Origin of the sequence: Janthinobacterium sp. SUN137 (assembly GCF_030587265.1) — a bacterium.
Lineage (GTDB): Bacteria > Pseudomonadota > Gammaproteobacteria > Burkholderiales > Burkholderiaceae_D > Janthinobacterium > Janthinobacterium kumbetense.
Window position 1 is genome coordinate 349667 of the sequence record NZ_JAPWHZ010000003.1, and the last position, 24066, is coordinate 373732.

The 24066-nt window shown below is 63.1% G+C and carries 27 protein-coding genes and 2 tRNA genes; 13 read left to right on the forward strand and 16 right to left on the reverse strand.

Annotated elements, in window-relative coordinates; all coding sequences use genetic code 11:
• Window positions 1–82 precede the first annotated feature (82 nt).
• The 3 genes from O3298_RS16485 (at window position 83) to O3298_RS16495 (ending at window position 1276) form a co-directional block, all read left to right on the forward strand.
• Window positions 83–268, forward strand: coding sequence for a hypothetical protein (locus O3298_RS16485; protein ID WP_099402374.1), 186 nt, complete (start codon window positions 83–85; stop codon window positions 266–268).
• Window positions 269–419: 151 nt separating this feature from the next.
• Window positions 420–575, forward strand: a complete 156-nt coding sequence (locus O3298_RS16490) for a hypothetical protein (protein ID WP_180278567.1) — start codon at window positions 420–422, stop codon at window positions 573–575.
• Between the two features lie 302 nt (window positions 576–877).
• Window positions 878–1276 carry a bacteriohemerythrin gene (locus tag O3298_RS16495; protein WP_099664476.1) on the forward strand — a complete coding sequence of 133 codons (399 nt, stop codon included), beginning with the start codon at window positions 878–880 and terminating at the stop codon, window positions 1274–1276.
• A gap of 3 nt (window positions 1277–1279) precedes the next feature.
• Here O3298_RS16495 and O3298_RS16500 read toward each other — a convergent pair whose 3' ends face one another.
• Window positions 1280–2158 (reverse strand): hypothetical protein, encoded by an 879-nt coding sequence (locus tag O3298_RS16500; protein ID WP_305057201.1) that lies wholly within the window; start codon window positions 2156–2158, stop codon window positions 1280–1282.
• 324 nt (window positions 2159–2482) lie between these two features.
• On the opposite strand from O3298_RS16500, the gene O3298_RS16505 reads away from it, so the two are divergent.
• On the forward strand, window positions 2483–4717 hold the full coding sequence (locus O3298_RS16505; RefSeq protein ID WP_305060025.1) for a TonB-dependent siderophore receptor: 2235 nt from the start codon (window positions 2483–2485) through the stop codon (window positions 4715–4717).
• A 15-nt stretch (window positions 4718–4732) separates the two neighbouring features.
• Here O3298_RS16505 and O3298_RS16510 read toward each other — a convergent pair whose 3' ends face one another.
• Entirely contained in the window at window positions 4733–5494 is a 762-nt protein-coding gene (locus O3298_RS16510) for a nucleotidyltransferase domain-containing protein (protein ID WP_305060026.1), read from the reverse strand.
• A 94-nt stretch (window positions 5495–5588) separates the two neighbouring features.
• Between O3298_RS16510 and O3298_RS16515 the strand changes: the two genes are divergently transcribed.
• From O3298_RS16515 to O3298_RS16525, 3 genes are all read left to right on the forward strand, one after another.
• Window positions 5589–6155 carry a methylated-DNA--[protein]-cysteine S-methyltransferase gene (locus O3298_RS16515; protein ID WP_289905476.1) on the forward strand — a complete coding sequence of 189 codons (567 nt, stop codon included), beginning with the start codon at window positions 5589–5591 and terminating at the stop codon, window positions 6153–6155.
• Between the two features lie 58 nt (window positions 6156–6213).
• The gene (locus O3298_RS16520; RefSeq protein WP_099664481.1) at window positions 6214–6588 is read left to right on the forward strand and encodes a DUF1294 domain-containing protein; all 375 of its coding nucleotides are present in this window, start codon (window positions 6214–6216) and stop codon (window positions 6586–6588) included.
• A gap of 124 nt (window positions 6589–6712) precedes the next feature.
• Window positions 6713–7102 (forward strand): hypothetical protein, encoded by a 390-nt coding sequence (locus O3298_RS16525; RefSeq protein ID WP_289905478.1) that lies wholly within the window; start codon window positions 6713–6715, stop codon window positions 7100–7102.
• Window positions 7103–7190: 88 nt separating this feature from the next.
• Here O3298_RS16525 and O3298_RS16530 read toward each other — a convergent pair whose 3' ends face one another.
• Window positions 7191–7910 carry a hypothetical protein gene (locus O3298_RS16530; protein WP_305060027.1) on the reverse strand — a complete coding sequence of 240 codons (720 nt, stop codon included), beginning with the start codon at window positions 7908–7910 and terminating at the stop codon, window positions 7191–7193.
• A gap of 158 nt (window positions 7911–8068) precedes the next feature.
• Between O3298_RS16530 and O3298_RS16535 the strand changes: the two genes are divergently transcribed.
• Window positions 8069–8248, forward strand: a complete 180-nt coding sequence (locus O3298_RS16535) for a hypothetical protein (protein WP_251351231.1) — start codon at window positions 8069–8071, stop codon at window positions 8246–8248.
• Between the two features lie 124 nt (window positions 8249–8372).
• On the forward strand, window positions 8373–8585 hold the full coding sequence (locus O3298_RS16540) for a hypothetical protein (RefSeq protein ID WP_099664484.1): 213 nt from the start codon (window positions 8373–8375) through the stop codon (window positions 8583–8585).
• Between the two features lie 63 nt (window positions 8586–8648).
• Here O3298_RS16540 and cydX read toward each other — a convergent pair whose 3' ends face one another.
• The 5 genes from cydX to cydD all read right to left on the reverse strand — a co-directional run bounded on the left by cydX (window position 8649) and on the right by cydD (window position 15024).
• Window positions 8649–8774, reverse strand: coding sequence for a cytochrome bd-I oxidase subunit CydX (gene cydX / locus O3298_RS16545; protein WP_077402854.1), 126 nt, complete (start codon window positions 8772–8774; stop codon window positions 8649–8651).
• Between the two features lie 22 nt (window positions 8775–8796).
• Window positions 8797–9951: a cytochrome d ubiquinol oxidase subunit II gene (cydB, locus tag O3298_RS16550; RefSeq protein ID WP_305060028.1), complete on the reverse strand. Its 1155-nt coding sequence runs from the start codon at window positions 9949–9951 to the stop codon at window positions 8797–8799.
• 13 nt (window positions 9952–9964) lie between these two features.
• Entirely contained in the window at window positions 9965–11542 is a 1578-nt protein-coding gene (locus tag O3298_RS16555; RefSeq protein ID WP_305060029.1) for a cytochrome ubiquinol oxidase subunit I, read from the reverse strand.
• A gap of 114 nt (window positions 11543–11656) precedes the next feature.
• Entirely contained in the window at window positions 11657–13339 is a 1683-nt protein-coding gene (locus O3298_RS16560) for an amino acid ABC transporter ATP-binding/permease protein (RefSeq protein ID WP_305060030.1), read from the reverse strand.
• The gene (cydD, locus tag O3298_RS16565; RefSeq protein WP_305060031.1) at window positions 13336–15024 is read right to left on the reverse strand and encodes a thiol reductant ABC exporter subunit CydD; all 1689 of its coding nucleotides are present in this window, start codon (window positions 15022–15024) and stop codon (window positions 13336–13338) included. Before cydD ends, O3298_RS16560 begins: the two co-directional genes overlap by 4 nt.
• 138 nt (window positions 15025–15162) lie before the next feature.
• Between cydD and O3298_RS16570 the strand changes: the two genes are divergently transcribed.
• From O3298_RS16570 to O3298_RS16580, 3 genes are all read left to right on the forward strand, one after another.
• On the forward strand, window positions 15163–15714 hold the full coding sequence (locus tag O3298_RS16570; protein WP_170909696.1) for a GbsR/MarR family transcriptional regulator: 552 nt from the start codon (window positions 15163–15165) through the stop codon (window positions 15712–15714).
• Window positions 15715–16003: 289 nt separating this feature from the next.
• Window positions 16004–16570: a PEP-CTERM sorting domain-containing protein gene (locus O3298_RS16575; RefSeq protein ID WP_099664489.1), complete on the forward strand. Its 567-nt coding sequence runs from the start codon at window positions 16004–16006 to the stop codon at window positions 16568–16570.
• 145 nt (window positions 16571–16715) lie between these two features.
• Window positions 16716–16895 (forward strand): hypothetical protein, encoded by a 180-nt coding sequence (locus tag O3298_RS16580; protein WP_251351227.1) that lies wholly within the window; start codon window positions 16716–16718, stop codon window positions 16893–16895.
• Between the two features lie 91 nt (window positions 16896–16986).
• Here the strand turns inward: O3298_RS16580 and O3298_RS16585 are convergent.
• The 6 genes from O3298_RS16585 to O3298_RS16610 form a co-directional block, all read right to left on the reverse strand.
• Window positions 16987–17061 (reverse strand) — tRNA-Arg (locus tag O3298_RS16585).
• Window positions 17062–17155: 94 nt separating this feature from the next.
• A tRNA-Pro gene (locus O3298_RS16590) sits at window positions 17156–17232 on the reverse strand.
• Window positions 17233–17313: 81 nt separating this feature from the next.
• On the reverse strand, window positions 17314–18651 hold the full coding sequence (glmM, locus tag O3298_RS16595; protein ID WP_099664491.1) for a phosphoglucosamine mutase: 1338 nt from the start codon (window positions 18649–18651) through the stop codon (window positions 17314–17316).
• A gap of 40 nt (window positions 18652–18691) precedes the next feature.
• Complete coding sequence (gene folP / locus O3298_RS16600) at window positions 18692–19525, reverse strand: dihydropteroate synthase (protein ID WP_251351226.1); 834 nt, start codon at window positions 19523–19525, stop codon at window positions 18692–18694.
• Window positions 19526–19630: 105 nt separating this feature from the next.
• Window positions 19631–21511, reverse strand: coding sequence for an ATP-dependent zinc metalloprotease FtsH (ftsH, locus tag O3298_RS16605; protein ID WP_035817778.1), 1881 nt, complete (start codon window positions 21509–21511; stop codon window positions 19631–19633).
• 202 nt (window positions 21512–21713) lie between these two features.
• Complete coding sequence (locus tag O3298_RS16610) at window positions 21714–22397, reverse strand: RlmE family RNA methyltransferase (RefSeq protein WP_034757436.1); 684 nt, start codon at window positions 22395–22397, stop codon at window positions 21714–21716.
• Window positions 22398–22439: 42 nt separating this feature from the next.
• On the opposite strand from O3298_RS16610, the gene O3298_RS16615 reads away from it, so the two are divergent.
• On the forward strand, window positions 22440–22910 hold the full coding sequence (locus O3298_RS16615) for a YhbY family RNA-binding protein (RefSeq protein WP_010397237.1): 471 nt from the start codon (window positions 22440–22442) through the stop codon (window positions 22908–22910).
• 98 nt (window positions 22911–23008) lie between these two features.
• Here the strand turns inward: O3298_RS16615 and O3298_RS16620 are convergent, their stop codons facing one another.
• Window positions 23009–23452: a DUF4149 domain-containing protein gene (locus tag O3298_RS16620; protein WP_305060032.1), complete on the reverse strand. Its 444-nt coding sequence runs from the start codon at window positions 23450–23452 to the stop codon at window positions 23009–23011.
• Window positions 23452–23928, reverse strand: a complete 477-nt coding sequence (greA, locus tag O3298_RS16625) for a transcription elongation factor GreA (protein WP_034757428.1) — start codon at window positions 23926–23928, stop codon at window positions 23452–23454. Before greA ends, O3298_RS16620 begins: the two co-directional genes overlap by 1 nt.
• Between the last annotated feature and the right edge of the window lie 138 nt (window positions 23929–24066).

Genomic DNA, 24066 nt, shown 5'->3' on the forward strand with positions numbered 1-24066 from the left:
CGCCAATCATCGGACTACAGTGAGGGCATGGCGGCAGGGCGATAAACCCGCGCCGCCCCACTCACTGTCTGCGAGGCTTCCCATGAAAAACCCCTGGATGAGCATGTACCTGAGCGCCGCCAACCGCATCGCCAACACGGCGCGCGGCCATGCGACGGCCGCCGTCAAGCGCGAAGCGGCGAAAAATACGCGGCAATTGACGCAAGTGTGGTTCGATTCCTTCCTGCCCCCGACAGGCAAGCCGCGGCGCAGCCGCAAGGCGAAATAAGCTCCTGGCAACGGGCGAACTGGTGCGGTGCATCACAGCAATAAATTGAAGTTTCAATCAGATGAACTAAACTGCAAGCATGGTAGTACATAAGGAAGTGACCGGCAGGCGCCGCATCCCCGCGCCGCCGCCGGGACACCGGGAGACGACCATGTTGACGCTCAAAGTGCTGGCTTGCCTTGCCCTGTCGGCCTTGCTGCTCGTACCCCTCGTGCTGCGCGACGCGATGCAGACGTCCGCCGGGCAGCAGTTGCAGGTGCCGAATGTTGATGCGCAAGGCATGTGGGCCCACTGGCCCAAGCAATAGCAATACGCGCGGCTGAGAAAACACCGCTGACTGCGTTGCTTTGACTTGCCGTACTCGCGTACTGTCTGCGTCAAAGACGCCTTGCCAGCGGCGTTTTTCAGCGGCGCTCGGTAGTGGATTGCATCGTTAAAACCGCTTTGTTTTGCGGATGGGGATTTGTTCTCTCCTCCCATTTATTTTTGCCTTGATTTGCTCCCCCTCTTCGCAGTACTTTTGATCCAGATCATGGATTTCCACCTTTGCTGCGCCCAAACTGGAACAGTCCGCTTCGCACCGTGACGGACTTAACCTGGAGCATCAGCATGGGTAAATCGGATTGGAAGGATGAGATGGCGCTGGGCGTTCCCGTCATCGACGAGGCGCATGAGGCGCTGTTTCAGGAACTGGCGCGGCTGCAGCAGTTGGGCGACCAGCATTTCAGCATGGCGTTTCGCGAGCTGATCGCGGCCGTCGAACGCGATTTCCGCGAGGAAGAGGATTTGATGGAGCAGATCGCCTTTCCCTCGCTGGCCAACCACCGCGAACAGCATGCGCGCGTGCTCAGCGGTCTGCACCATGCCTGGGCCGCCGTCGATGAAGGCGACCTGGAACAGGGGCGCCATGCGCTGTCGCTGTTGCCGCAATGGCTGATCTTTCACCAGGCCACGATGGACCTGGCCCTGGCGGCGGCGCTGGAGCTGGTGCAGCGCCAGCCTAGCTAGCTTCTACAGCAGCAGCACCGTGGCTTGCTCGGGCAAGACGACGCGGTAGTGGCCCGGGTATTTGTCTTCGCCATCGAAAATCTTGCAAAACACGGGCTGGTTGATGTCGTTGACGGCGGCCTCGTTCATGGGCAGGGTGGCGATCAGCTGCTCGCCTTCGACCAGTTGCAGCGCGCTGCCCCGCTCGGCAGCGCAAAACGCCAGCGATTGCACGTCGCTGGCGAACGGCCGCTTGTACCACGGCGTAATGGCCCGCACGGCGCGCCGGGCGTCCTGCAAGACCTGCCCCACGCGCTTGACGTTCCAGGCATCGCGCGCCACGGACGGCTGGAGCACGATATTCGCCGTCAACTCGCCCCTGCTCTTATTCACCAGGAAAGTACCGTCCTGCGCGGCGATGTCTTCGTTGAGCGGCACGACGAACACGCCGCCGTCGGACACCTTGATCGGCATGGGCGCGCCATTGCCTTGCAAGGCCACGCGCACGTCGTCGATGGTGGCGCTCAGCTTGGCCGGAATCAGGCGCAGGGCCATGACCACGCTGCCGCTCGACACTTGCCACACTTTCCGGGCCGTCAGATAACTGTCGCGGTAAGCCGTGAAGCGCACGCGCGGCGCCTTGGCGTCGCTGCTGGCGGTGACCGTCACCGTTTGCGATGGCAAGGTTTCCTCCGCGCCCGCCGGCGCCGCTGGCGCCACGGGCGTGGCTGGCGCAGGGGGTGGCTGCACGAGCGGTGGCGGCACGAGCGGCGGTGGCGCGACGGCGGCGGGCGGCACGCTGGCGCTCTGCAGCGGCGCGGGGATAGCCGGCGGCGCGTGCTCCTGGGCCTGGCCCAGCGACACGACACACAACCATCCGGCACAAGCGATCCATGTACGCATGCATTTCTTTCAATGAGGAAAATATTTTATCAGCGCCTGCATTATCGCAGAAGGCCAGCCCATGCGCCGCCCTTGGCCTGGTCGCACTCTTTTGGTGCGCACGCTTGATTATTTAACAAATACAACTTATATTGATAATGATTCTTATTCACATAAGTGGAGGGAATCGCGCGCCCTTCTTTTCCACTGCCCGCACGCGCCGGGCCTTGCGGTGGAACTGCTATCCAAGCCAGACCACGGGCCAGCGTCACGCCATCCCCCAGCTACTGCGCACCTCGCCAGACGAGATAGGAAAACACACAACTACAATATGCCAGGAAAATGATGCAATCAACGACAGTCTTCCCTCCTTCGCGCCAGCCCGCCTTGCGCCCCCTCCCCCGCCTGTTACACGTCGCCCTGCTGAGCCTAGCCGCCGGCACAGTCTTGCCGGCCCAGGCCGCCGGCGCCGCCGCGGCCGACGTCACCATGCCGGCCGTCACCGTGCTGGGCCAGTCGATGGCCGGCACGGAAGGCACGCAGTCGTACACGACAGGCGAAGCGCGCAGCGCCACGCGCATGGACCTGTCCCTGCGCGAAACGCCGCAATCGGTCAGCGTCATCACGCGCCAGTTGCTCGACGACCTGGGCGCCGTGCGCCTGGACCAGGCGCTGGCGCAGACGACGGGCATCCAGGTTGGCCAGAATGACACGGAGCGCACGACCTTTTATGCGCGCGGCTTCGGCATCAACAATATCCAGATCGACGGCATGGCGCGCGGTGGCAATGCGCCGCTGCAAGACACGATTTTGTACGACCGCATCGAGGTCGTGCGCGGCGCCACCGGTCTGATGGGCGGCAAGGGCGACCCGTCGGCCACCATCAACATGATACGCAAGCGGCCGACGAAGGAATTCCAGGCCAGCGCCGGCCTCATCATGGGCCGCTGGGATGATCAGCGCGTCGAGGCCGACCTGTCCACGCCGCTGAACGCGCAGGGCAGCGTGCGCGCGCGCACGGCCCTGGCCTGGCAAAAACGCGACTCCTACCTGGACATGTATCACGAACGCAAGACGGTCGGCATGCTCATCGTCGAGGCGGACCTGCGTCCCGGCACCCTGCTGACGGCGGGCGTCGACTTCCAGGACAACCAGCCCACGGGCGCCACCTGGGGCGCCGTGCCCTACTGGAACGCGGACGGCAGCCTGGCGAATTTGCCGCGCAACACCAGCTGGACGGCGCCATGGAGCACCTGGGCCGAAAAGCAGCACACGGTGTTCACCTCGGTGGACCAGCGCCTGCCGGGCAACTGGAATCTGCACCTCGGCTATGCGCGCACGGAAAGCACGAACCGCACCACCGTTCTGTATGCGGGCAAAGGTTATCCCGATCCCGCCACGGGTAAAGGCATGGAACTGTGGACGGGCGCCCGGGGTGCGGGAGAAAGGAACAGCGACAATTTCGACGTCTACGCCAGCGGACCATTTACCTTGCTGGGACGCAAGCACACGGCCATCATCGGCTGGAATGGCAATAACGGCCAGGATCGCTCCCCCGGCGGCAAGGCGAAAATCGACTATGAACCTTTGGTCCCCGATTACCGCAGCTGGACGGGCAACATCCCCCGCCCCGTGTTCACCCCGGATGGCTCGCACACGGAAAGCGTGACGCGCCTGGCGGGCGGCTATGTGGCCACGCGTTTGAGCCTGGCCGACCCGCTGCACGTGATCATCGGCGCGCGCAGCAGCACCTATCGCACGGACACGCGCAGCTACAACACGCAAGGCGTGTACACGGGCAGCAGCGACTTTGTGGAAACGCGCAATGAAGTCACGCCGTACGTGGGCGCCGTGTTCGATATCAACAAGCAATATTCGGCCTACGCCAGCTTCACGCAGCTGTTCAACCCGCAAACGAGCAAGGACCGCAACAACCAGTTCCTGGCGCCGGAAACGGGCGACAATGCCGAGCTGGGCGTCAAGGGGGAATTCTATGAAGGCAAGCTGAATGCGTCGGCCGCCCTGTTCCACACGAAGAAAAAGAACCTGGCGGAACTCGACCGTTCCGTGCCGCCCGGCTTTTTGCTGCCCGACGGCGGCCAGGCCATGGTGGCCAACGGCGCCGGCGTGACGGCCAAGGGCGTCGAATTCGACGTTTCCGGCCAGTTAACGCCCGCCTGGGAAGCGAGCGGCGGCTATACCTATCTGCACGCGGCCGAGGCCGATGGCCGCCGCGCCGCCACCACGCAGCCGCGCCATTTGTTGCGCCTGGCCACCAGCTACCGTTTCGACGGCCGCCTGGCAGGGCTGAAAGCGGGCGCCAGCATGACGGCGCAAAGCGCCACCTACAGCGAATCGTGGTACGGCCGTCCGCCGTCAAGCGAGATGACGAACATCCCGCAAGCCGGTTATGCGCTGGTCAACGCCATGGCCAGCTATGCCATCAACCGCCATGCCAGCGTGCAGCTGAACGTGAATAACTTGCTCGACAAAAAGTACTACCGCAACGTGGGCTTCTTCGACGGCGTGTTCTGGGGCGAACCGCGCAACATCAGCCTGGCCGTGCGCACGGCATTTTAAGCGGGACGCAGTGCATCAGGCTGCCGGCGCGCTGCGCCAGTGCGCGGGCGCGGGCAAAGTGAAGCCTTCGAGCAAAGGACCGCCCACGGGCGCCAGCACGGCGGCGGCCACCTGCCCGAACGCATGCTGGCCGGCCGGCAAGTCGCTGGCGACCAGGCGCAGCGCGCCGTCCAGCTGCCCGGCGACGGCGGCGTCGAACGCCTGCAGGCGGCGGAACAGATGCTTGCCGCCGCCGCTCCATACGCCCGCCGCGCGCAAATGCAGGTCGGCCAGCGCTTCGTACAGCTGGCAAGCCACGGCTAGCGCCTCGCCCGGGTGCGCGCTGTCGACCAGGTCTTCCAGCGCCGTGGTGATGGCGTAGCGGCGCCGCTGCAGGTTTTCCACGTCGAGCAAGGGCGGCCCGGCTGCGACGATGGCTTGCGCCAACGCCAGCAGCTGCGCGTGCTGCGCTCCGGGTGCAAGGATGTTTTCTCCTTCCACCACCATCATCACCAGCGGCACCTTGCCGCCCGGCGCATCGATTTCCTTGCAAAAATACGTGAACGTGGCCATGTCGTGCGCGAACAGTTCCACCGTGCGCCCTTCGGCCAAGAGGGTGTCGCGCCAGGCGCAATCGACGTGGTCGAACAGCAGCAGCAAGTCGATGTCGGAAGTGGGCGTCTGCCGGCCCGTGGCGAACGAACCGCCGATGATGGCCGCCACGGCCGTGGGATAGCGTTCACGCACCAGCCGCACGGCGATCGCGCGGATAGCGTCATAGGTTGAAATGTCTGTCACAGCCAGTGCTCCTTGCCGAAAAGCACTATCCTACACGCGATACGCGGCCTGCCGCCATCCTGCTACACTGGCGCTCTCTGATCAAGGAACCAACATGGAATACGACTGCATCGTGGTGCCCTCGCCCGTGGGCGAGCTGACGCTGGTGGCGCGCGGGACGGCCCTGGCCGCCATCCTGTGGGAAAATGACAAGCCCAACCGCGTGCGCCTGGGCGCGATGCGCGTCGATGACGGTTGCGCCGTGCTGCAGGAAACAGCGCGCCAGCTGGCGGAATATTTCGCCGGCACGCGCCAGCGTTTTGACGTGCCGCTCGATTTCGCCGGCACGCCTTTCCAGCAGGAAGTGTGGCGCGCACTGCTGACGATACCGTATGGCCAGACGCGCAGCTATGGCGAGATCGCACGCCAGATCGGCCGTCCCGCCGCCGTGCGCGCCGTGGGCGCCGCCAACGGCAAGAATCCCATTTCCATCATCGCCCCCTGCCACAGGGTCATCGGCGCCACGGGCGAGTTGACGGGCTTTGCGGGCGGCCTGCATGCCAAGGAAACCCTGCTGGCGCTGGAAGGCATCGCCCTGTCCAGCGACCGCGAAGCGCTGAAAACGGGTCACGCCCGCCGCCGCGCCGTGCCCGTCGATACGGCGCAAGGCTGCTTGTTTTAGACGCGGCATCGCTCCCCTTGTGGGATACTCACGCCCTCCGTTCAAGCAAACACACCCTATGCCCTACCTTGTCATCCTGTTCTTTGTCGTCCTGTATTTGCTGGCCACGTTCTTTTTTCACATCCCCGCCCTGGTTGCCCTCGTGTATGGCGTGCTGAGCCTGAGCTGTTTCGTTGCCTATGCGATCGACAAATCGGCCGCCAAAGGGGGCCGCTGGCGCACCTCGGAACGCACCCTGCTGCTGCTGGGGCTGCTGTGCGGCTGGCCGGGCGCCGTGCTGGCCCAGCAATGGCTGCGCCACAAGTCCAGCAAGCGCTCGTTCCGCATCCTGTTCTGGATCACGGTTGCCCTCAATATCGGCGCCTTCGTGTATTTCAGCATGCATTACGCGGCGCCCGATATCGGCACCGAGGTGGCACCCATCGAACTGTAAAACCGCTGCAAGCCAAGATGTAACAATTATTGCAGCCCGTTGTTCTTGAAATGATCGCCTGTCAGAATATCAATATTCACGATATTCAAGCCAATTCATTTACACGGGAAAGCCCTTTTCGACCATGCGTACCTTGCAATTCCACAATTCCTTCCTGTTCCGCCTTGCCGCCGCGATTTGTTTCGCCATCACCTTGGCGGGCTGCACAAGCTATCGCTTTATTCCCCCGGACTCCGATGCGGGGCGTCAATGCGTGACGAGTTGCGGGACCAATCGGCAAATATGCATAGCCGGCAAGGAACAAGTTGCCGCGGCCCAGGCGCAAGCTTGCGAGATGCGCAACGTCAGTACCGTTTCCCTCTGCCTGGCCGTGGCGAAAACAGATGCGGACCGGGAACTGTGCTCGAAGAAACGCCAATATTGTTCCTCAAACAACTCTGCAACGTGGCAATGCGAGGCGGATTACCGAAGCTGCTATACGCAATGCGGCGGCAGGATCGAGGAAAGCGAATAAACGCGGACAGCCTGATGCCGTCGTACAGGATGCCGCGTGCCGAGCGCAAGGCGCGATGAACGACGCGCGGCAGGCTTGATGCATCTGCTTACTCACCCAGCAGGCGCAGCGATTCCAGCCAGTCCGCCTTCCATTCGCGCAGCAATGGTTGCGTGGCGAACGCCTTCTTCAGATGCGCCATCGGCACGCGGTGCACGTCGTGCAAGCCGAACGCCAACGTCACCGGATGCCACAGATGGCTGTTCTTGCCGCCGCGCGAATTCTTGCGCACGCGCGCGCCATCGTCGCCGAAGATGCCCACGCCGCTGGCCAGCCCCTTGTCCAGGTCGACCTTGCCCACGCCGGCAAAGGCGATCAAAATCTGCTCGCGGGCCAGGCCCTTCAAGGCGCTGGGCAAGATCACCGGGCCCTTGTCCGCCTCTGCGACATCCGGCTGCGGATGCTGCAACTCCTTGAGCAAACGCAACAGGTCGCGCTCCTGGAAGTGCAAGCCGTCCAGCGGCGCGCGCAATCCCGGCGCCTTCAGTTCGATGGCGATATTGCCCGAGTCGCGCGTAAAACGCAGCCACACGTCGTCCGCGCCCGAGGCCAGGTGCTGCTTGTCCCCGATAAACACGACGGGCGCCGCATAGCGCGTCACGCCGTCATGGAACAGCTCGGCCCATGCGTCGCTGTAATCGAGCCAGACGTAGGGCAAGCCGCCCTGCTCCAGCAAGCGCGCCAGGGTCCACGGCGTGCCCGTCTGTTCAGCCAGCCAGGCACAGGCGTCAAGGGCGGTGGCGCGGTATGGCAGGGATATGGCAGTCATGGCGGTTCCATCGATAAAAGTGGAGCGCAGTGTAGCAGACCTCGTCCTCATCCCCTTCGGCAGGCGCAGCGGGACGCTGCGCGATGTGCTAGGCTGGAAGCATCAGCACGCGCCATGCCCATTCCGGCAGCCTGGCGCACTACCGCGAGGGGATCACCATGCATTCGAGCACCAACGCCGCCACCGCACCTGCCCCGCCACCGGAACGCGATTCGCCCACGCCGGCCAGCGAAAGTCATGCCGAGGAAGCGCTCGATGAAGCGCTGAAGGAAAGCTTTCCGGCCAGCGACCCGATCGCCATTGCCACGCCAAAACCAGCCGGCAAGACGCCGTCCTGAAGGCACACCTTGCCAGCCACCGTTGCGGTGGCTTTTTTTTGCCTGAACTGAATCCGGACGCCCCGCCCCCGCGTAGATGGCTATGCCACGACCGAACGAAGTTACTACGCGGAAAGGAAACGCCATGCAGCACTACAGCAAAAAGACGGATCCCCTGGACCAGCGCCTGTACCTGGCCCAGCGCATCGACCGGGCCGATGCGCGCCTGCAACGCTTGCACGATGCGGCCGAGCGCGAACGCTGCGCGCAATGGATCACGGCCTGGGCCGTGGCGGCGGGCGCCGACGCGCCGCGCGGCATGAAGCTGCGCATCCGCGGCGAATTCATCCTGCTTTGATCCAAAACAAAAGCCCCGCCCGGTGCATGCGCACGGGGCGGGGCCAGTCAAACCGACAGTTTCCTAATCGGACGTGTCGCGGTACTGCTCGGGCGTCGTGTCGCCATCGGCGACTTCATACCACATCGCATTGAGCACGGCGAAGGTCGCCGCCAGCGGAAGACCCAGTATCCAGGCGAAATACCACATAGTTATATCCTTTCGTTGATTCTTAGTAGGCGTGACCGCTGTCGTCCTTGATTGCTTTTGCATCAACCTTGCCCCACAGCACTTTATACACCCACGTCGTGTACGCCACGATGAGGGGAATGAAGATGGCCGTGACGACCAGCATGATGAACAGGGTCATGTGGCTGGACGAGGAATCCCACACCGTCAGGCTGGCGCGCGGGTCGATCGACGATGGCAGGATGAACGGGAACATGGCCGCGCCCACGCCGAGGATGATGCCGGCGATGCCAGCCGCGCTGGCCAGCAAGGCGGGCACTTCGCGGCGCGCGCGCTGGAAGGCGAAGGCCAGCAGCGGGCAAAGCAGGCCCAGCGCAGGGGCGATCCAGGTCCAGGGATGGGCGGCAAAGTTGAGGAACCAGGCGCCCACGTGGACTTCCGCCGTTTTCAGCATCGGGTTCGACGGACCGTCGACCACCACCGTGCTGCTGATGCGGTAGCCATCGACCCACAGCCACAGGGCCACGCCGGCCAGCGCATACAGCACGACGGTGGCAAGCGCCGCCACGCTGCCGTAGCGGCGCGCCCGTTCGGCAACCGGGCCGTCCGTTTTCAGCTGCAGCCAGGTGGCGCCGTGCATCACCAGCATGGCCACCGAGACGAGGCCGCACAGCAGCGCGAACGGGTTGAGCAGCGCAAAGAAACTGCCGTCATAGAAGATATGCATGTCTGCCGAGAAACGGAACGGCACGCCCTGCAGCACGTTGCCGATCGCCACGCCGCAGATCAGGGCCGGCACGAAACCGCCCACGAACAGGGCCGCATCCCAGCGGGCGCGCCAGCGGGGGTCTTCGCGCTTGCTGCGGAACTTGAAGGCCACGGGGCGCACGATCAGCGCCACGAGGATGACGAACATGGCCAGGTAAAAGCCCGAAAACGACACGGCGTACAGCTGCGGCCAGGCGGCGAAGATGGCGCCGCCGCCGAGGATCAGCCACACCTGGTTGCCTTCCCACACGGGACCGATACTGTTGATGACGACCCTGCGCTCGAGGTCCGTCTTGCCGACGAAGGGCAGCAGGATGCCCGTGCCCAGGTCGAAGCCGTCCGTGATGGCAAAGCCCACCAGCAAGATGCCGATCAGCAGCCACCAGATCAGGCGCAGTGTTTCGTAAGAAATCATTTCATGCAAAATCATGGTCTGGCCCTCCTTAGGCGCGTTGAGTATGAATGGCTGCGGGGGCTGGCGCGGGGGCCGGCGCCTTCTCTTCCGGCCCCTTGCGGATGGCCTTGAGCATGAGCTTCATTTCAATAATCAACAGCACCGTGTAGATGGCGGCAAAGCCGGCAATCGTGATCAGGAGGGTCGAAGCACCCAGGTTCGAGACGGCCACGGCCGTCGGCAGCACGCCTTCGATCACCCATGGCTGGCGGCCCACTTCGGCCACGATCCAGCCCGCTTCAATGGCCACCCACGGCAGCGGGATGGCGAATACGGCCAGCTTCAGCAGCCAGCGGTGCTTGTCCAGGGTGCGGCGCGTCGACAGCAGGAAGAACGTGCCGGTCAACAAGATAAAGAACATGCCCAGGCCCACCATCACGCGGAAGGACCAGAACAGGGGCGCCACGGGCGGCACGGTATCGAGCGCGGCCTTGCGAATTTGCTCGGGCGTGGCCTGGCGCGGGTCGTCGACATAGCGTTTCAGCAGCAAGGCATAGCCCATGGACTGGCCTTTCGACTCGAACATGTCCTTCGCATCCTGCGGCACGGGGCTGCCCGGTGCCACGCTGCGGATGGTTTGCAGCGCGTCATACGCCTTGATGCCATCCTTGATCAGCAGTTCGCCGCGGTCGACCAATTGCTCGATGCCGGGGATTTCCGTCGTCAGCGAACGCGTGCCGATCAAGCCCATCACCATCGGGATGTGCACGGCATAATGCGTCTCGCGCGCTTTCGCGTCGGGGAAGCCGAAGGCCGTGAAGGCGGCCGGGGCCGGCTCCGTGGTCCACATGGCCTCGATCGCGGCCAGCTTCATCTTTTGGTGTTCCGACGACAGGTAGCCGCTTTCATCGCCCAGTACCACCACCGACAGCGAGGCGGCCAGGCCGAACGAGGCGGCGACCGTCATCGAGCGCTTGGCCAGCTGCACGTGGCGGCCCTTCAGCAGATACCAGGCGGAAATACCCAGCACGAACACGGCTGCGGCCGTATAGCCGGCCGACACCGTGTGCACGAATTTCGCCTGAGCAACAGGATTCGTCAGCACGGCGCCGAAATCCGTCACTTCCATGCGCATGGTTTGCGGATTGAAGGCCGCGCCGACGGGATTTTGCATCCAGCCATTGGCGATCAAAATCCACAGGGCCGAGAAGTTCGAACCGATGGCCACCAGCCAGGTCGTGACCAGGTGGCCCCGCTTCGACAGCTTGTCCCAGCCGAAGAAGAACAGGCCGACGAAGGTCGCTTCCAGGAAGAAGGCCATCAAGCCCTCGATGGCCAGCGGCGCGCCGAAAATGTCGCCCACGTAATGGCTGTAGTAGCTCCAGTTCATGCCGAACTGGAATTCCATGACGATGCCCGTCGCCACGCCCATGGCGAAGTTGATGCCGAACAAGACACCCCAGAACTTGGTCATGTCGCGCCAGATGGGGCGGTTCGTCATCACGTAAACCGTCTCCATGATGGCGAGGATCACTGACAGGCCTATCGTCAGCGGAACGAATATAAAGTGGTACAGGGCTGTCAGCGCAAACTGCAGTCTGGATAAAGCGACAATATCGAAGTCCATATGATTTCCTTGGTGTTTCCCTACTGTAATTGTAAACTTGGTATCTATCTGATGCGATTCGATTGGTTCCGCCGCCTTCGGGCTGGCGTGCGGCACCGCCTGTCTCCGTTCTTGTCAATCCCCCCGCAAGCCCGCCAGGGCCGCTTCGAAGCCATCCGTGCCGCGCCGCAGCTCTTCGACGATGCGGCCGTCGCGGATGCGCAGCAGCCGATCCGCCAGCGCCGCTTCGCGCCGCAAGTGGGTTGCGATCAGCAAGCTGCGCCCTTCGCAGCGCGCGCGCAAGCGCTGCAAAACGTCGCTTGCCGTCCCCGCATTCAGCGCTTCCGTCGCTTCGTCGAGCAGCCACAAGGTCGATTCGTGCAGGAACAGCCGCGCCAGCGCCAAACGGCGCGCCTGCCCGCCCGACAAGCCCAGGCCGCCCTCGCCCAGCATGGTGTCGAGGCCTCCCGCCAGGGCGCGCACCTCGTCGTCCAAGCCGGCCGCCTGCAGCGCCGCCCACAGCTGCGCATCGCTGGCGGCGGGGTCGGCCAGGCGCAGGTTGTCGCGCAAGCTGTCCTGGAACAATTCCGTCTTCTGCGTGAACAGGCAGGCGCGCGGCGCGCTCACCTTGCCCGACAATGGCGCCAGCTCGCGCGCGGCCAGGGCCAGCAAGGTGGACTTGCCCGCGCCGCTGGGGCCGATCAAGGCCACGCGCTCGCCGGCGGCGATGTGCAGCGATACGTCATACAGGATGGCCACATGGCTGCCCGCATGCGCGGCGCTGACGCGTTCCAGGCGCAAGCCCGGTGCGGCATCCAGGGGCAGCGTGGCGACATCCTGCTGCTCCAGACGCGGCGCCAGGCGGCGCATCGCCAGCAGCATGCGCCCCGCCTCCAGCGCGCCGCGGCGCAGTCCCGCAAACGGTTCCACGGCCGTCAGGGCGATCAGCAGGGCCAGCGCCGCGGCCGGCACGCTCAGCGCCTGCTGCTGCACCAGCGCGGCGACGGCCAGCAGCACGCCAGCCAGGGTCGCGCTGCCGGCCACGCCATACGCGGCGCCCGCCGCCGTTTCCAGGCGCAGCAGGGCGAAATCGGCTTGCGCCAGCGAGCGGTCGATCCGCCCCAGCGCCGCGCACTGGGCGTCGATGCGGCCCGCCATCACCAGATCCGTCTGGCCGGCCACCAGGTCGATGGCGCCGGAACGCAGTTTTTCGATGCCGCGCGAGCGCAGGATGGCCGGGCGGCGGGCGCGGCGCGCCACGCTCCAGCTGATGCCGCCGCCGGCGGCCAGCAGCCACGCGGCCAGTCCCAGGCCCAGCTGCCACTGCATCACGCCCAGCGCCACACCCGCCAGCAAGGCCGCGCACAGGGCCGTGAAGGCGGGCACCAGCAGGCGCAGGTACAGCGATTCGAGCGCATCGATATCGGCCGTCAGGCGGAACAGCAGCTTGGCGGGCTGGCGCAGCAGGCGGCTGGCCGCTTCCGGGCGCGACCAGCCGCGAAACAGTTGCACGCGGATGCTGGCCAGCGCGGCGAACGTGGCGTCGTGCGTGACGAGGCGTTCCGCATAGCGCGAGCCCGTGCGGCCGATGGCCAGCAGGCGGATGCCGGCCGACGGGCCGAACACGTCGAACAGGATGGCCGTCGAGGCATGCAGGCCGGCAATCGAGGTGGCCGTGATGAACCAGCCGGACAAGCCCAATAAGGCCATGCCGGACACCGCCGTCAGGGCCGCCAGCAAGGCGCCCCCGATCAGCTTGCCTGGTTGGGCCAGCAGCAATTGCCGCAGGACGGGATGCGAGATCAGTGTGGTGTTCATGCGCGCAACTCCTGTGCCTGCGCCCGGGCATCGACCTGCACCGTGCGCTGCAGGCGGCCGGCCAGCACGGGGTCGTGCGTGGCGACGATCATCGTCTTGCCTTTCGCCAATTCCAGCAAGGCGTCCGTCACGCGCGCCGCCGTTTCGCTGTCCAGGTGGGCCGTCGGTTCATCGACCAGCAGCAAGTCCGCATGCGGATGCAGGGCCACGCGGGCCAGGGCCAGGCGCACGGCTTCGCCGCCGGACAAGCCCTGCCCGCCATCGCTGAGCATGACGGCCGGCTGCGCCTGCGCCACGGCAGCCAGGTCGGCCAGGTGCAGCGCCTGCGTCACTTGCGCGGCATGCGCGCCCACGCGGCCCAGGGTCACGTTCTGGCTGACGGAGGCGGCAAACACATGGGGACGCTGGCCCATCCACGCCATGCGCTGGCGCAAGGTATTCACGGTGCCGTCGTTCAGACGCACGCCGCCGATGCGGATCTCGCCGCCGCTGGCGGGCAGCAAGCCGGCCAGCAAGGACAGCAAGGTGGTCTTGCCGGCGCCGCTGGCGCCCAGCAGGGCGACATGTTCGCCGGCGCGCACGGTCAGGTCGAAGCCGTCGAAGACGGGCGCCTCGCCGGGATGGGCAAAGCGCAGTTGATGGATATCGATAGCGGGCGGCGGCGCCACGGCCATGGCGGCGGCGGAGACGGCAGCGGCTGCCACGCCGGCGCCGGGCAGGGGCACGCCCTCGGCCGCCAGATCGTGCAGGCCGGCCAGGCCCGCTTCGCCGGCCGCCTTGTCGTGCCAGACGGCGGCCAGTTCGCGCAAGGGTTCGAAAAACGCGGGCGCCAGCAGCAGGATGAACAAGCCCTGCCCCAGGCTCAGTTCGCGGCCCCAGGTACCGAAATTGATGCTGCCCAGCAAGGAGAAACCGATAAACGCGGCCACCATGGCGACACCGAGCGCGGAAAACAGTTCCAGCACGGCGGACGACAGGAAGGCGATGCGCAGCACCACCATCGTGCGCCGGCGCACGGATTGCGACGAAGCATCCAGGCGTTCGGCCGTGACACCGACGGCATCGAGCGCGCGCAGGGTGGCCAAGCCGCGCAGGCGGTCCAATAGAAAGGCGTTCATGCTGCCCATTTCCACCATCTGCGCGCGGCTGGCCGCTTGCGCACCCATGCCCACGAGGGCCATGAAGACGGGAATCAGGGGCGCGGCGATGAGCAGGATCAGCGCGGCGATCCACGACAGGGGCGTCACCACGGCGAGGATCACGAGCGGCACGAGCATGACTTTCCAGCGCGCGGGCTTGTAGCGCACCAGGTAGGGCACGATGGCTTCGGCCTGTTCGGCGATGACGCTGGCCGCCTGGCCCGACTGGGCGCGCTGGCGGTCCAGCGGCGAACGGTGCGCCAGCGCTTGCGCCACTTGCACGCGCAAGGTGGACAGGTGGTCGCGCGCCGCCGCATACATGCGCCGCGCGCCCCACGCTTCGCAGCCGGCGCGCAGCACGCCCAGCAGCAGCACGCCGGCGGCCGGCAACAGGGCCGCGCGCCAGGGTGCACCGGCCAGCATGGCTTGCACGGCCCAGGCCAGCAAAGCCGCTTGCGGCAGCCACAGCAAGGCGGCGCCGCCCTGCGCCAGGCTGGCGGCACGGGGAAGGATAAAGCGGGGCAAGGACAGCGGCGTGGTAGGCATATCTATACTTTTTGAGTTTTCAGAATTTTCTGTAAATTCGATATTTTGCATAATACTGCGAAACATGACATATATCAATTGACCCTGCGGGTGTGGCGTGAAAAAATTCAGATAATTATGAAAACTCAACATATCCAAATGACGCCGCTGATCCTGACCTTCGTCAGCCATTTCGGCGAGATGGGCAGCCGCTGGGGCTTTAACCGGACAGTGGGGCAAGTGTACGCCTTGTTGTTTGTCGCAGAGCATCCTTTACACGCGGATGAAATCGCGGAACACCTGAGTTTTTCACGCTCGAACGTGAGCATCGGCTTGAAGGAATTGCAGGGCTGGGGCTTGATCCGCCAGTCGCGCATCCCCGGCGACCGGCGCGAGTATTTTTCCTCGCTGGGCGATGTGTGGCAAATCTTCCGCGTGGTGGCCGCCGAGCGCCGCCGCCGCGAAGTGGCGCCCACCCTGACGGTGCTGCGCGAATCGCTGCTGGCGCCAGCCACGGAACCCGTCGACCAGTATGCGCAGGAGCGCATGCGCGAAATGTATGAACTGGTCGACCTGGCCAACACCTGGTTCGACGACTTGCAGCGCCTGTCGCCCGAATCGATGGCGCAGCTGATGAAAATGGGCGCCAAGGTGCAAAAGCTGCTCAACGCCAAGGATCGCTTGTTCGGCGTCAGCAATAACAGCGACTGAAACCCGCCGCCCCTCTCCCTACTCAATGCATTGCTAGCACAAGCTGGCGTGCCTTGTCACGCCATTTCCGCTCGCCGTACAGGCTTTCGCCAGCACAGCCATACATAGCCGTATGCGATGTTGTCAAGCATGCCAATAGCATTATTTAAATTGTATTAATTTACATCAAGACTAAGCTTGCATATGCGTACTCACGCAAAGGCGACCGGGCGACAAGTCGACCTCCCTGACCGGACGGCGCGCACCCTGAAGCAGTGAAATGTCTGCAATAAAATAAAAGGGGATTTTCATGAAAAGCATAACAAGCATTGCCATACGGGCATCCATGCTGGCCGCCCTGACGGCCTGCATGGGCGTGGCACAGGCTGCTACATGGGTCGATGTGGGACCGGCCAGCGGTTTCAGCATCGAAGGCAGCACCGTCACTTACTCGCCGTCACCTGCCCTCATGGTGAAATACTATAACGACAATCTCGTGCCGCAGAGTCCCACCGACATCCAGGGCTATATCAACGGCGTTTTCGGCACCAGCCTGGGTGCGGCCGTCTCGTTTTGCGACAATGCCACCTCAGGCTGCACCGCCGGCACCACGGCAGGCGCCAGCGGCGGGGTGAATTCCTTCACGAGTGCGGCGGCCTATGATTACCTGGCCATCCATTTCGGCCAGGGCGAACTGGTCTTCCAATGGGCAGCGCCCGTCGCAGCCGGCACGACCTTCACGGTGGCAGGCTTGCCCAAGGACCTGAGCAATTACCGCGCCTACGTTTCCGCCGTCCCTGAACCGGAAACCTATGCCATGCTGCTCGCCGGCCTGGGCCTGCTCGGCGTCCTGGCGCGCCGCCGCCAGGCAAAATAAGAGCATCGGGCAAGACCCGCAACACGGCGCCGGCGCACCCATGTTTACAGCGCGCTTGCGCCGCGCCGCCCACTCTTTACACCGCCTTTATGCCTCTCCCGCTATGCTGACCGGCATCTTCAGTCACCGTTGCGAGGGAGCCCACATGCATGAATCCCCATTCCAGCCGCGCGCGCGCCATGCGCTGCGCCAGCACTTGCCCGTGCGCGAACGGCTGCGCCTGGCACGCCTGGCCAGCAAGAAAGTACTGTCGCTGTGTTCCGCGCTGCTGTGCGCGGCGCCGCTGCTGTATTTGCTGAGCTTAGTGCTGGGCGCGCAGCCCTGAACCGCTGCGCGAAAACCGGATGTGGGGGGGAAAGATAGGGTGCGTTGCGTTGCGGCAGCTTGCCGCAGCATGATCGTGGCCAGTATGAAACTGGTCCGCCCAGAGGGAATCGAACCCCCATTCACGGTTTAGAAGACCGTTGTCCTATCCGTTGAACGATGGGCGGAGAGGTGCAGTATTTTAATCCATGCGCGCCAGCAATGAAATGCCAGCGAGGAATAGAAAACGGGCTGTCATTTCTGACAGCCCGCTTATGACTTTGGTCGGAGTACAAGGATTCGAACCTTGGACCCCCTGGTCCCAAACCAGGTGCGCTACCGGGCTGCGCCACACTCCGAAGACAAGATAATAACGCCCCCACCCAATTTCGTCAATTGCCATAGACGAATTAGATGGAAATAACTATCGGCGCCTGCCTTTACACAGCCACTTTATCCGCAATGCGGCGCGCCATCGACTCGGCCTTTTCCTTATCTTTTGCCTCGACCATCACGCGGATCAGCGGCTCGGTGCCGGAAGCGCGGATCAGCACGCGACCCGTGTCGCCCAGCTCGGCCTCGACCAGTTCTTTCTCGGCCACCATGGCGGCATTTTTTTGCCAGTCGAAACCGGGCGCCACGCGCAGGTTGATCAGGGTTTGCGGGAACAGCACCAGTTCGGCCAGGCATTGCTGCAGGCTCTGGCCGCTGCGCTTGAGGGCGGACAATACTTGCAGCGCGGAAACGATGCCGTCGCCCGTCGTGTGCTTGTCCAGACACAGCAGATGGCCGGAACCTTCACCGCCCAGTATCCAGCCCTTTTCCTTCATGACTTCCAGCACGTAGCGGTCGCCCACCTTGGCGCGCGCAAAGCCGATGCCCTGCTGCTTGAACAGCACTTCCAGCGCCATATTCGTCATCAGGGTGCCGACGGCGCCGGCCACGGGACCGGTCGCCAGGCGGTCCTTGACCATGACGTATAACAACTCGTCGCCGTTATACAAGCGGCCCGTGGCATCGCACATGATCAGGCGGTCGGCGTCGCCATCGAGGGCGATGCCCAGGTCGGCGCCGTGCTCGACGACGGCTTCGGCCATGGCCTTGGTTGCCGTGGCGCCGAAGCCCGCATTGATATTGAAACCGTCGGGCTTGTTGCCGATGGCGATGACTTCCGCGCCCAGCTCATGGAACACGTGCGGCGCGATATGGTAGGCGGCGCCGTGCGCGCAATCGACGACGATCTTCAGGCCGCGCAAGTCCAGCTCGTTCGGGAAGGTACCCTTGCAAAATTCGATGTAACGACCCTGGGCATCGTCCAGGCGCTTGGCGCGGCCCAGCTTGTCCGAGGGCACGCAAGCCATGGGCTCGTCGAGTGCCGCTTCGATTTCCAGTTCCACGCTGTCGGGCAGCTTGGTGCCCTGGCCGGAAAAGAACTTGATGCCATTGTCGTGGTACGGGTTATGCGAGGCGGAAATGACCACGCCGGCCGACAGGCGCAGCGCCCGCGTCAGGTAGGCAATTGCCGGGGTCGGCATGGGGCCGGCCAGCATCACATCCACGCCGGCGGCCGACAGGCCCGCTTCCAGCGCCGCTTCCAGCATGTAGCCGGAAATGCGCGTGTCCTTGCCGATCAGCACCGTCGGTCGCGTCTTGCCGCCTTGCGACTTGGCCAGCACCTTGCCGGCAGCATAGCCGAGGCGCATGACGAAATCGGGGGTGATCGGAGCCGTGCCCACCAGGCCGCGGATGCCATCCGTGCCAAAATATTTACGCGTCATAGTATTTCTCTTTTTGTTGTTTATGATAAATCTTACAGGCTCAGTGTGCCATGCGCCAGACCTTCAGTGCATCGACGGTTTCAGCTACATCATGCACACGGATAATTTCCGCACCTTGCGCTACCGCAGCAAGTGCACCGGCAACACTGCCGGCCAGGCGCTGCTCGACGGGACGCCCCGTGACGGCGCCGATCATCGACTTGCGCGACAGCCCGGCCAGCACAGGCAGGCCCAGTTCGCTGCGCAACTGGCGCGTGGCGCGCAATAGGGCGTAGTTCTGCTCCACCGTCTTGCCGAAGCCAAAGCCGGGATCGACGCACAGGCGCTCGCGGGCGATGCCGGCCGCCGTCATCGTGTCGATGCGCTCGCGCAGGAAGTCGATGACTTCGCGCACCACATCTTCGTACTGCGGCTGGGCTTGCATAGTTTCCGGCACGTTTTGCATGTGCATGATGCACAGCGCGCAATCGCTGTCCCGCACGGCGTCAATGGCGCCCGGCGCGCGGAAACCGTTGATATCGTTGATCATGTCGGCGCCCGCCAGGATGGCTTCGCGCATTACTTCCGGCTTGTAGGTGTCGACGGACAGGGGCTTGCCGCAGTCGCGCAAGGCGTACAGCACCGGCATGACGCGCTGCAACTCGTCTTGCAGCGGCAGCGGCGGCGCGCCGGGGCGGCTCGATTCGCCGCCGATGTCGATGATGTCGACACCGTCCATGATCATCTGCTCGGCGCGGGAAATGGCAAATTCCAGGTGCTGGTACTGGCCCGCATCGGAAAACGAGTCGGGCGTGATGTTCAGGATGCCCATCACCAGCGCCTGCGTGCCCTGCAGGTTGAAGCCGAAACGGCCGAATTGCAAATAGTGTCGCATGTGATTCTTTGTAGTCGTCAGGAAAAAACTGCGGCGGCAACGAAAAAGGGCAAGGATTGCTCCTTACCCTTCTCTTGCATGCCGCTAATCAGGCAGTGGTCGCTATCAGGCTGGCGCCGTCACGTTAGGCGAGATGCCGCCCGTGCCGCTGTCGCCCGCATTGCGGCGTGGCGGGATGACTTTCGGTGGACGCGGCTCCAGGCCGGCCATGATGTCATTGATTTGCTCTGCGTCAATGGTTTCCCATTCCAGCAAGGCTTTGGTCATCATTTCGACCTTGTCGCGGTTGCCTTCCAGCAAGGTGCGCGCCAATGCATATTGCTTGTCGAGAATGTTGCGGATTTCAGCATCGACCTTTTGCTGGGTCGCTTCCGAGATCGTCTTCGTGGCGCCACCGAAGAAACCTTCGTTTTCGCTGTCTTCGTAGACCATCACGCCCATGCTGTCGGACATGCCGAAGCGGGTCACCATGGAACGGGCCAGCTTGGTGGCACGCGAGAAGTCGTTCGACGCGCCCGTGGACATTTGGCCCACGAAAATCTCTTCGGCGATACGGCCACCGAACAGGATGGAAATTTCTTCCAGCATCTTGTCCTTGTAGGCGGACAAGTTGTCGTGTTCCGGCAACTGCCACGTCAGGCCCAGGGCCCAGCCGCGCGGCATGATCGTTACCTTGTGCACGGGATCGGCCTTCGGCAACAGCTTGGCGACGACGGCGTGACCGGACTCATGGTAAGCCGTATTGCGACGCTCTTCCTCGCGGATGATCATCGATTTACGCTCTGGACCCATGTAAATCTTGTCTTTCGCATCTTCGAAGTCCGCCATTTCCACCAGGCGCTTGCTGCGGCGCGCGGCGAACAGGGCTGCCTCGTTGACCAGGTTGGCCAGGTCCGCGCCCGAGAAACCGGGGGTGCCGCGGGCCAGGATATCGGCTTTCACGTCGGTACCGATAGGTACTTTGCGCATGTGCACGTTCAAGATCTGCTCGCGGCCGCGGATATCGGGCAAGCCGACGGACACCTGGCGGTCGAAACGGCCCGGACGCAGCAGCGCTTTGTCGAGTACGTCGGCGCGGTTGGTGGCGGCCACGACGATCACGCCGGAGTTCGCTTCAAAACCGTCCATCTCGACCAGCAACTGGTTCAGGGTCTGTTCGCGTTCGTCATTGCCGCCGCCCATGCCGGCGCCGCGGTGACGGCCGACAGCGTCGATCTCGTCGATGAAGATGATGCATGGCGAATGCTTTTTCGCGTTTTCAAACATGTCGCGCACGCGGCTGGCGCCGACGCCGACGAACATTTCCACGAAGTCGGAACCGGAAATCGAGAAGAACGGCACCTTGGCTTCGCCGGCGATGGCGCGCGCCAGCAGGGTTTTACCCGTGCCCGGAGGACCGACCATCAGTACGCCGCGGGGAATGCGGCCGCCCAGTTTCTGGAATTTGCTCGGATCCTTGAGGAAGTCGACCACTTCGTTGACTTCTTCTTTCGCTTCGTCGCAACCGGCGACATCGGCGAAGGTGACGGTGTTGCTGGCTTCATCCATCATGCGCGCCTTCGACTTGCCGAACGAGAATGCCCCGCCCTTGCCGCCGCCTTGCATCTGACGCATGAAGAAGACCCAGACGCCGATCAACAGCAGCATGGGGAACCAGGAAACAAAAATAGTTTGCAGGAAAGACGCTTCCTCGGGCGGACGCACATCGAAATGCACGCCATTGTCGCGCAAGTCGCCGATCAAGCCCTTGTCGAGGCTGGTGGCGGTGGTACGCACCTTGGTGTCGTCCATCAGCTTGGCGGTGATCGACGAACCTTCGATCACGACATCCTTGACGCGCTTGGCTTTGACTTCATCCAGCAAATCGGAATAAGCGATGGCCTTGCTGCCGCCTGTGGCGCCATGACTGTCGAATTGCTTGAACAGCATGAACAACAGCAGCAATACGACTACCCAGATGGCAGATTTGGAAAACATGTTATTCACGAAGACTCCTTGGATGCAGTGCGCATCTCTTTACCTATAGCTAGAAACACGATTTTACTCGCAATAAGCGGGCCGTGCCAAAGCCCGCCGATCCGTGCGCGCGAAAAAATCGCGTTCACGCAAAAAAATGCAGTATAAACAATTTAGGCTTTTATGCCATCAGACGCTACTGCACTTCTCGTTCCCATGTGCGGATTCCCTCTTAAATATCAAGGGCGGAATCATCTTCTTCCACGGCATTTTTCAGCGGATTCTTGATTCCACGGCCCATCAGGAAGATTTCCGACGATTTATCGCGGCTGGCCTTGGGTTTTTTCTGCACGACGACCTTGAATTCGGCGCGGAATTTCTCCACGATCTGGCTGAAACCCATGTCCTTGAAGCATTTCACCAGCAGCACGCCAGACGGTTTCAGGTGCAATTGCGAGAATTCGATGGCCAGGTCGATCAAGTGTTCCATGCGCGCGGCATCCGCCGTGGCGATGCCCGACAGGTTGGGCGCCATGTCCGACAAGACCAGGTCCACCTTGCGGCCCTGCAACACCACCTCCAGCTGGCGCAGCACGCGCGCTTCGCGGAAGTCGCCCTGGATGAAGTGGAAATCGGCAATCGGCTCCATTTCCAGCATGTCCAGGCCAATCAGGGTACCATTGACCCCGCCGCCGTCCTTGCCGGCCAGCTTGCGCCGCGTGTACTGGGCCCAGCTGCCAGGAGTGCAACCCAGGTCGACGATCACCTGGCCAGGTTTGATCAGTTTCTCGTCTTCATCGATTTCTTTCAGCTTGTATGCTGCCCGGGCGCGGTAGCCCTCTTTTTGCGCCAACTTCACATATGGATCATTTATGTGGTCGTGCAACCAGTTTTTGTTTAATTTCTTCTTTGCCATTCGCGTAGAATACTGCTTTTAAGGGAATTACTAAATATTATTATGCTAAAACTTACACCCGTAGAGCGCAGCGCACTGCGCGCCGAAGCACACGCGCTGAAGCCTATCGTCATTATTGGCGAAGCGGGCTTGACACCTGCTGTCCTCAAAGAGATCGACCTTGGCCTGGATTCGCACGGTCTGATTAAAGTCCGCGTGTTCGGCGACGACCGCGAAGCCCGCGTCGGAATGTACGATACGATTTGCGGCAATCTCGGCGCCGCCCCGGTACAACATATTGGCAAACTGCTGGTAATCTACCGTCCGAAAAAAGAAGTGGTTAAGGAGAAGGTCAGCGCCGGCAAAGGCATGCGCGAAGTGACCATCGTCAAGGCCAGCGCCAGCGGCACCAAGCGCCCGAGCGTGACGAAAGTCATGATCAAGGGCAATGAGCGCGTTACCGAAGGCGGTTCCATCAAGCGTGCCAAGCCGCGTCAGAAAAGCGCCAAGAAAAGCGCACTGGGCAGCAAGTAAGCCTGTTCACCCGGCCACCGCAAGGCGGCCGGGCTTGAAACAAGAAGCGGAGCACGGGATATTCCCTGCTCCGCTTTTTTATTGCTGCTGAATCAAGATTACTGTTGCTTCCAGATCAGCACGCCCGCCAGCAGGCTCTGCACGGCAAAGATCAGGGTCGATACGCCATGCAGCATGCCGAAGCGGCTGCGCATGGCCTCGTCCATGATGCCCGACGGCGCTTGCGCCTTGAGTTCGGCCATCAGGGGCGAAATGCCGAAATGGCTGAGCAGCGCGCACACCAGCATCGATAGTACCAATGCGGCCAGCAAACGGCGGCGCTTCAACTCCAGCGCGCCCGCGCCCCATTGCAACAGGGCCAGCAGCACCAGCGCACAGGCGATGGACAGCCAGGCCTCGGCGCGGAACATGCTGCCGGCGATATTGCCCGCCAGCACGCGGTCGCTGAGGGTACCGAACAGGGTGGGCGCCACGATGAAGCCGATGGTCCACAGGCTGCCGGCCCACAGGGTGGCAACGAGGAGGCGCACGCGCATCAGCATCAGATGTACAGCACTTCCAGGATTTCGTACTCGCGCGGGCCGGACGGCGCCTGCACTTCCACCACGTCGCCGGCGTACTTGCCGATCAGCGCGCGGGCGATCGGGGACGTCACGGAAACCTTGTTCATTTTCAAGTCAGCTTCATCGAGGCCGACGATCTGGTACGTGACTTTCTGGCCCGATTCCAGGTCTTCCAGGTTCACGGTCGAGGCAAACACCACGCGGCCTTCCGCGTCGAGCGCGGTCGGGTCGATGATTTGCGCTGCGCCCAGCTTGCCTTCGAGCTCGGCAATGCGGCCTTCGACGAAGGCCTGGCGTTCCTTGGCGGCATCGTACTCGGCGTTTTCCGACAAATCTCCGTGCGAACGCGCTTCGGCGATCGCATCGATGACGATGCGGCGTTCCTTGGTCTTCAAATGATGCAGCTCTTCCTTCAAGAGTTCTGCGCCGTATTTGGTCAATGGGACTGAGGTCATGTTATCTCTACTATCTGCTAGTTATCGGCGCCGCTGTCCGTGTTTTGCCACGGTTAACGGACTTACCAAGTGAAAACCACAGAGGCCGCGCGCTGCTCTGCACGGAACTCTGTGGTTGATAAGCATGCAGTGTACCGC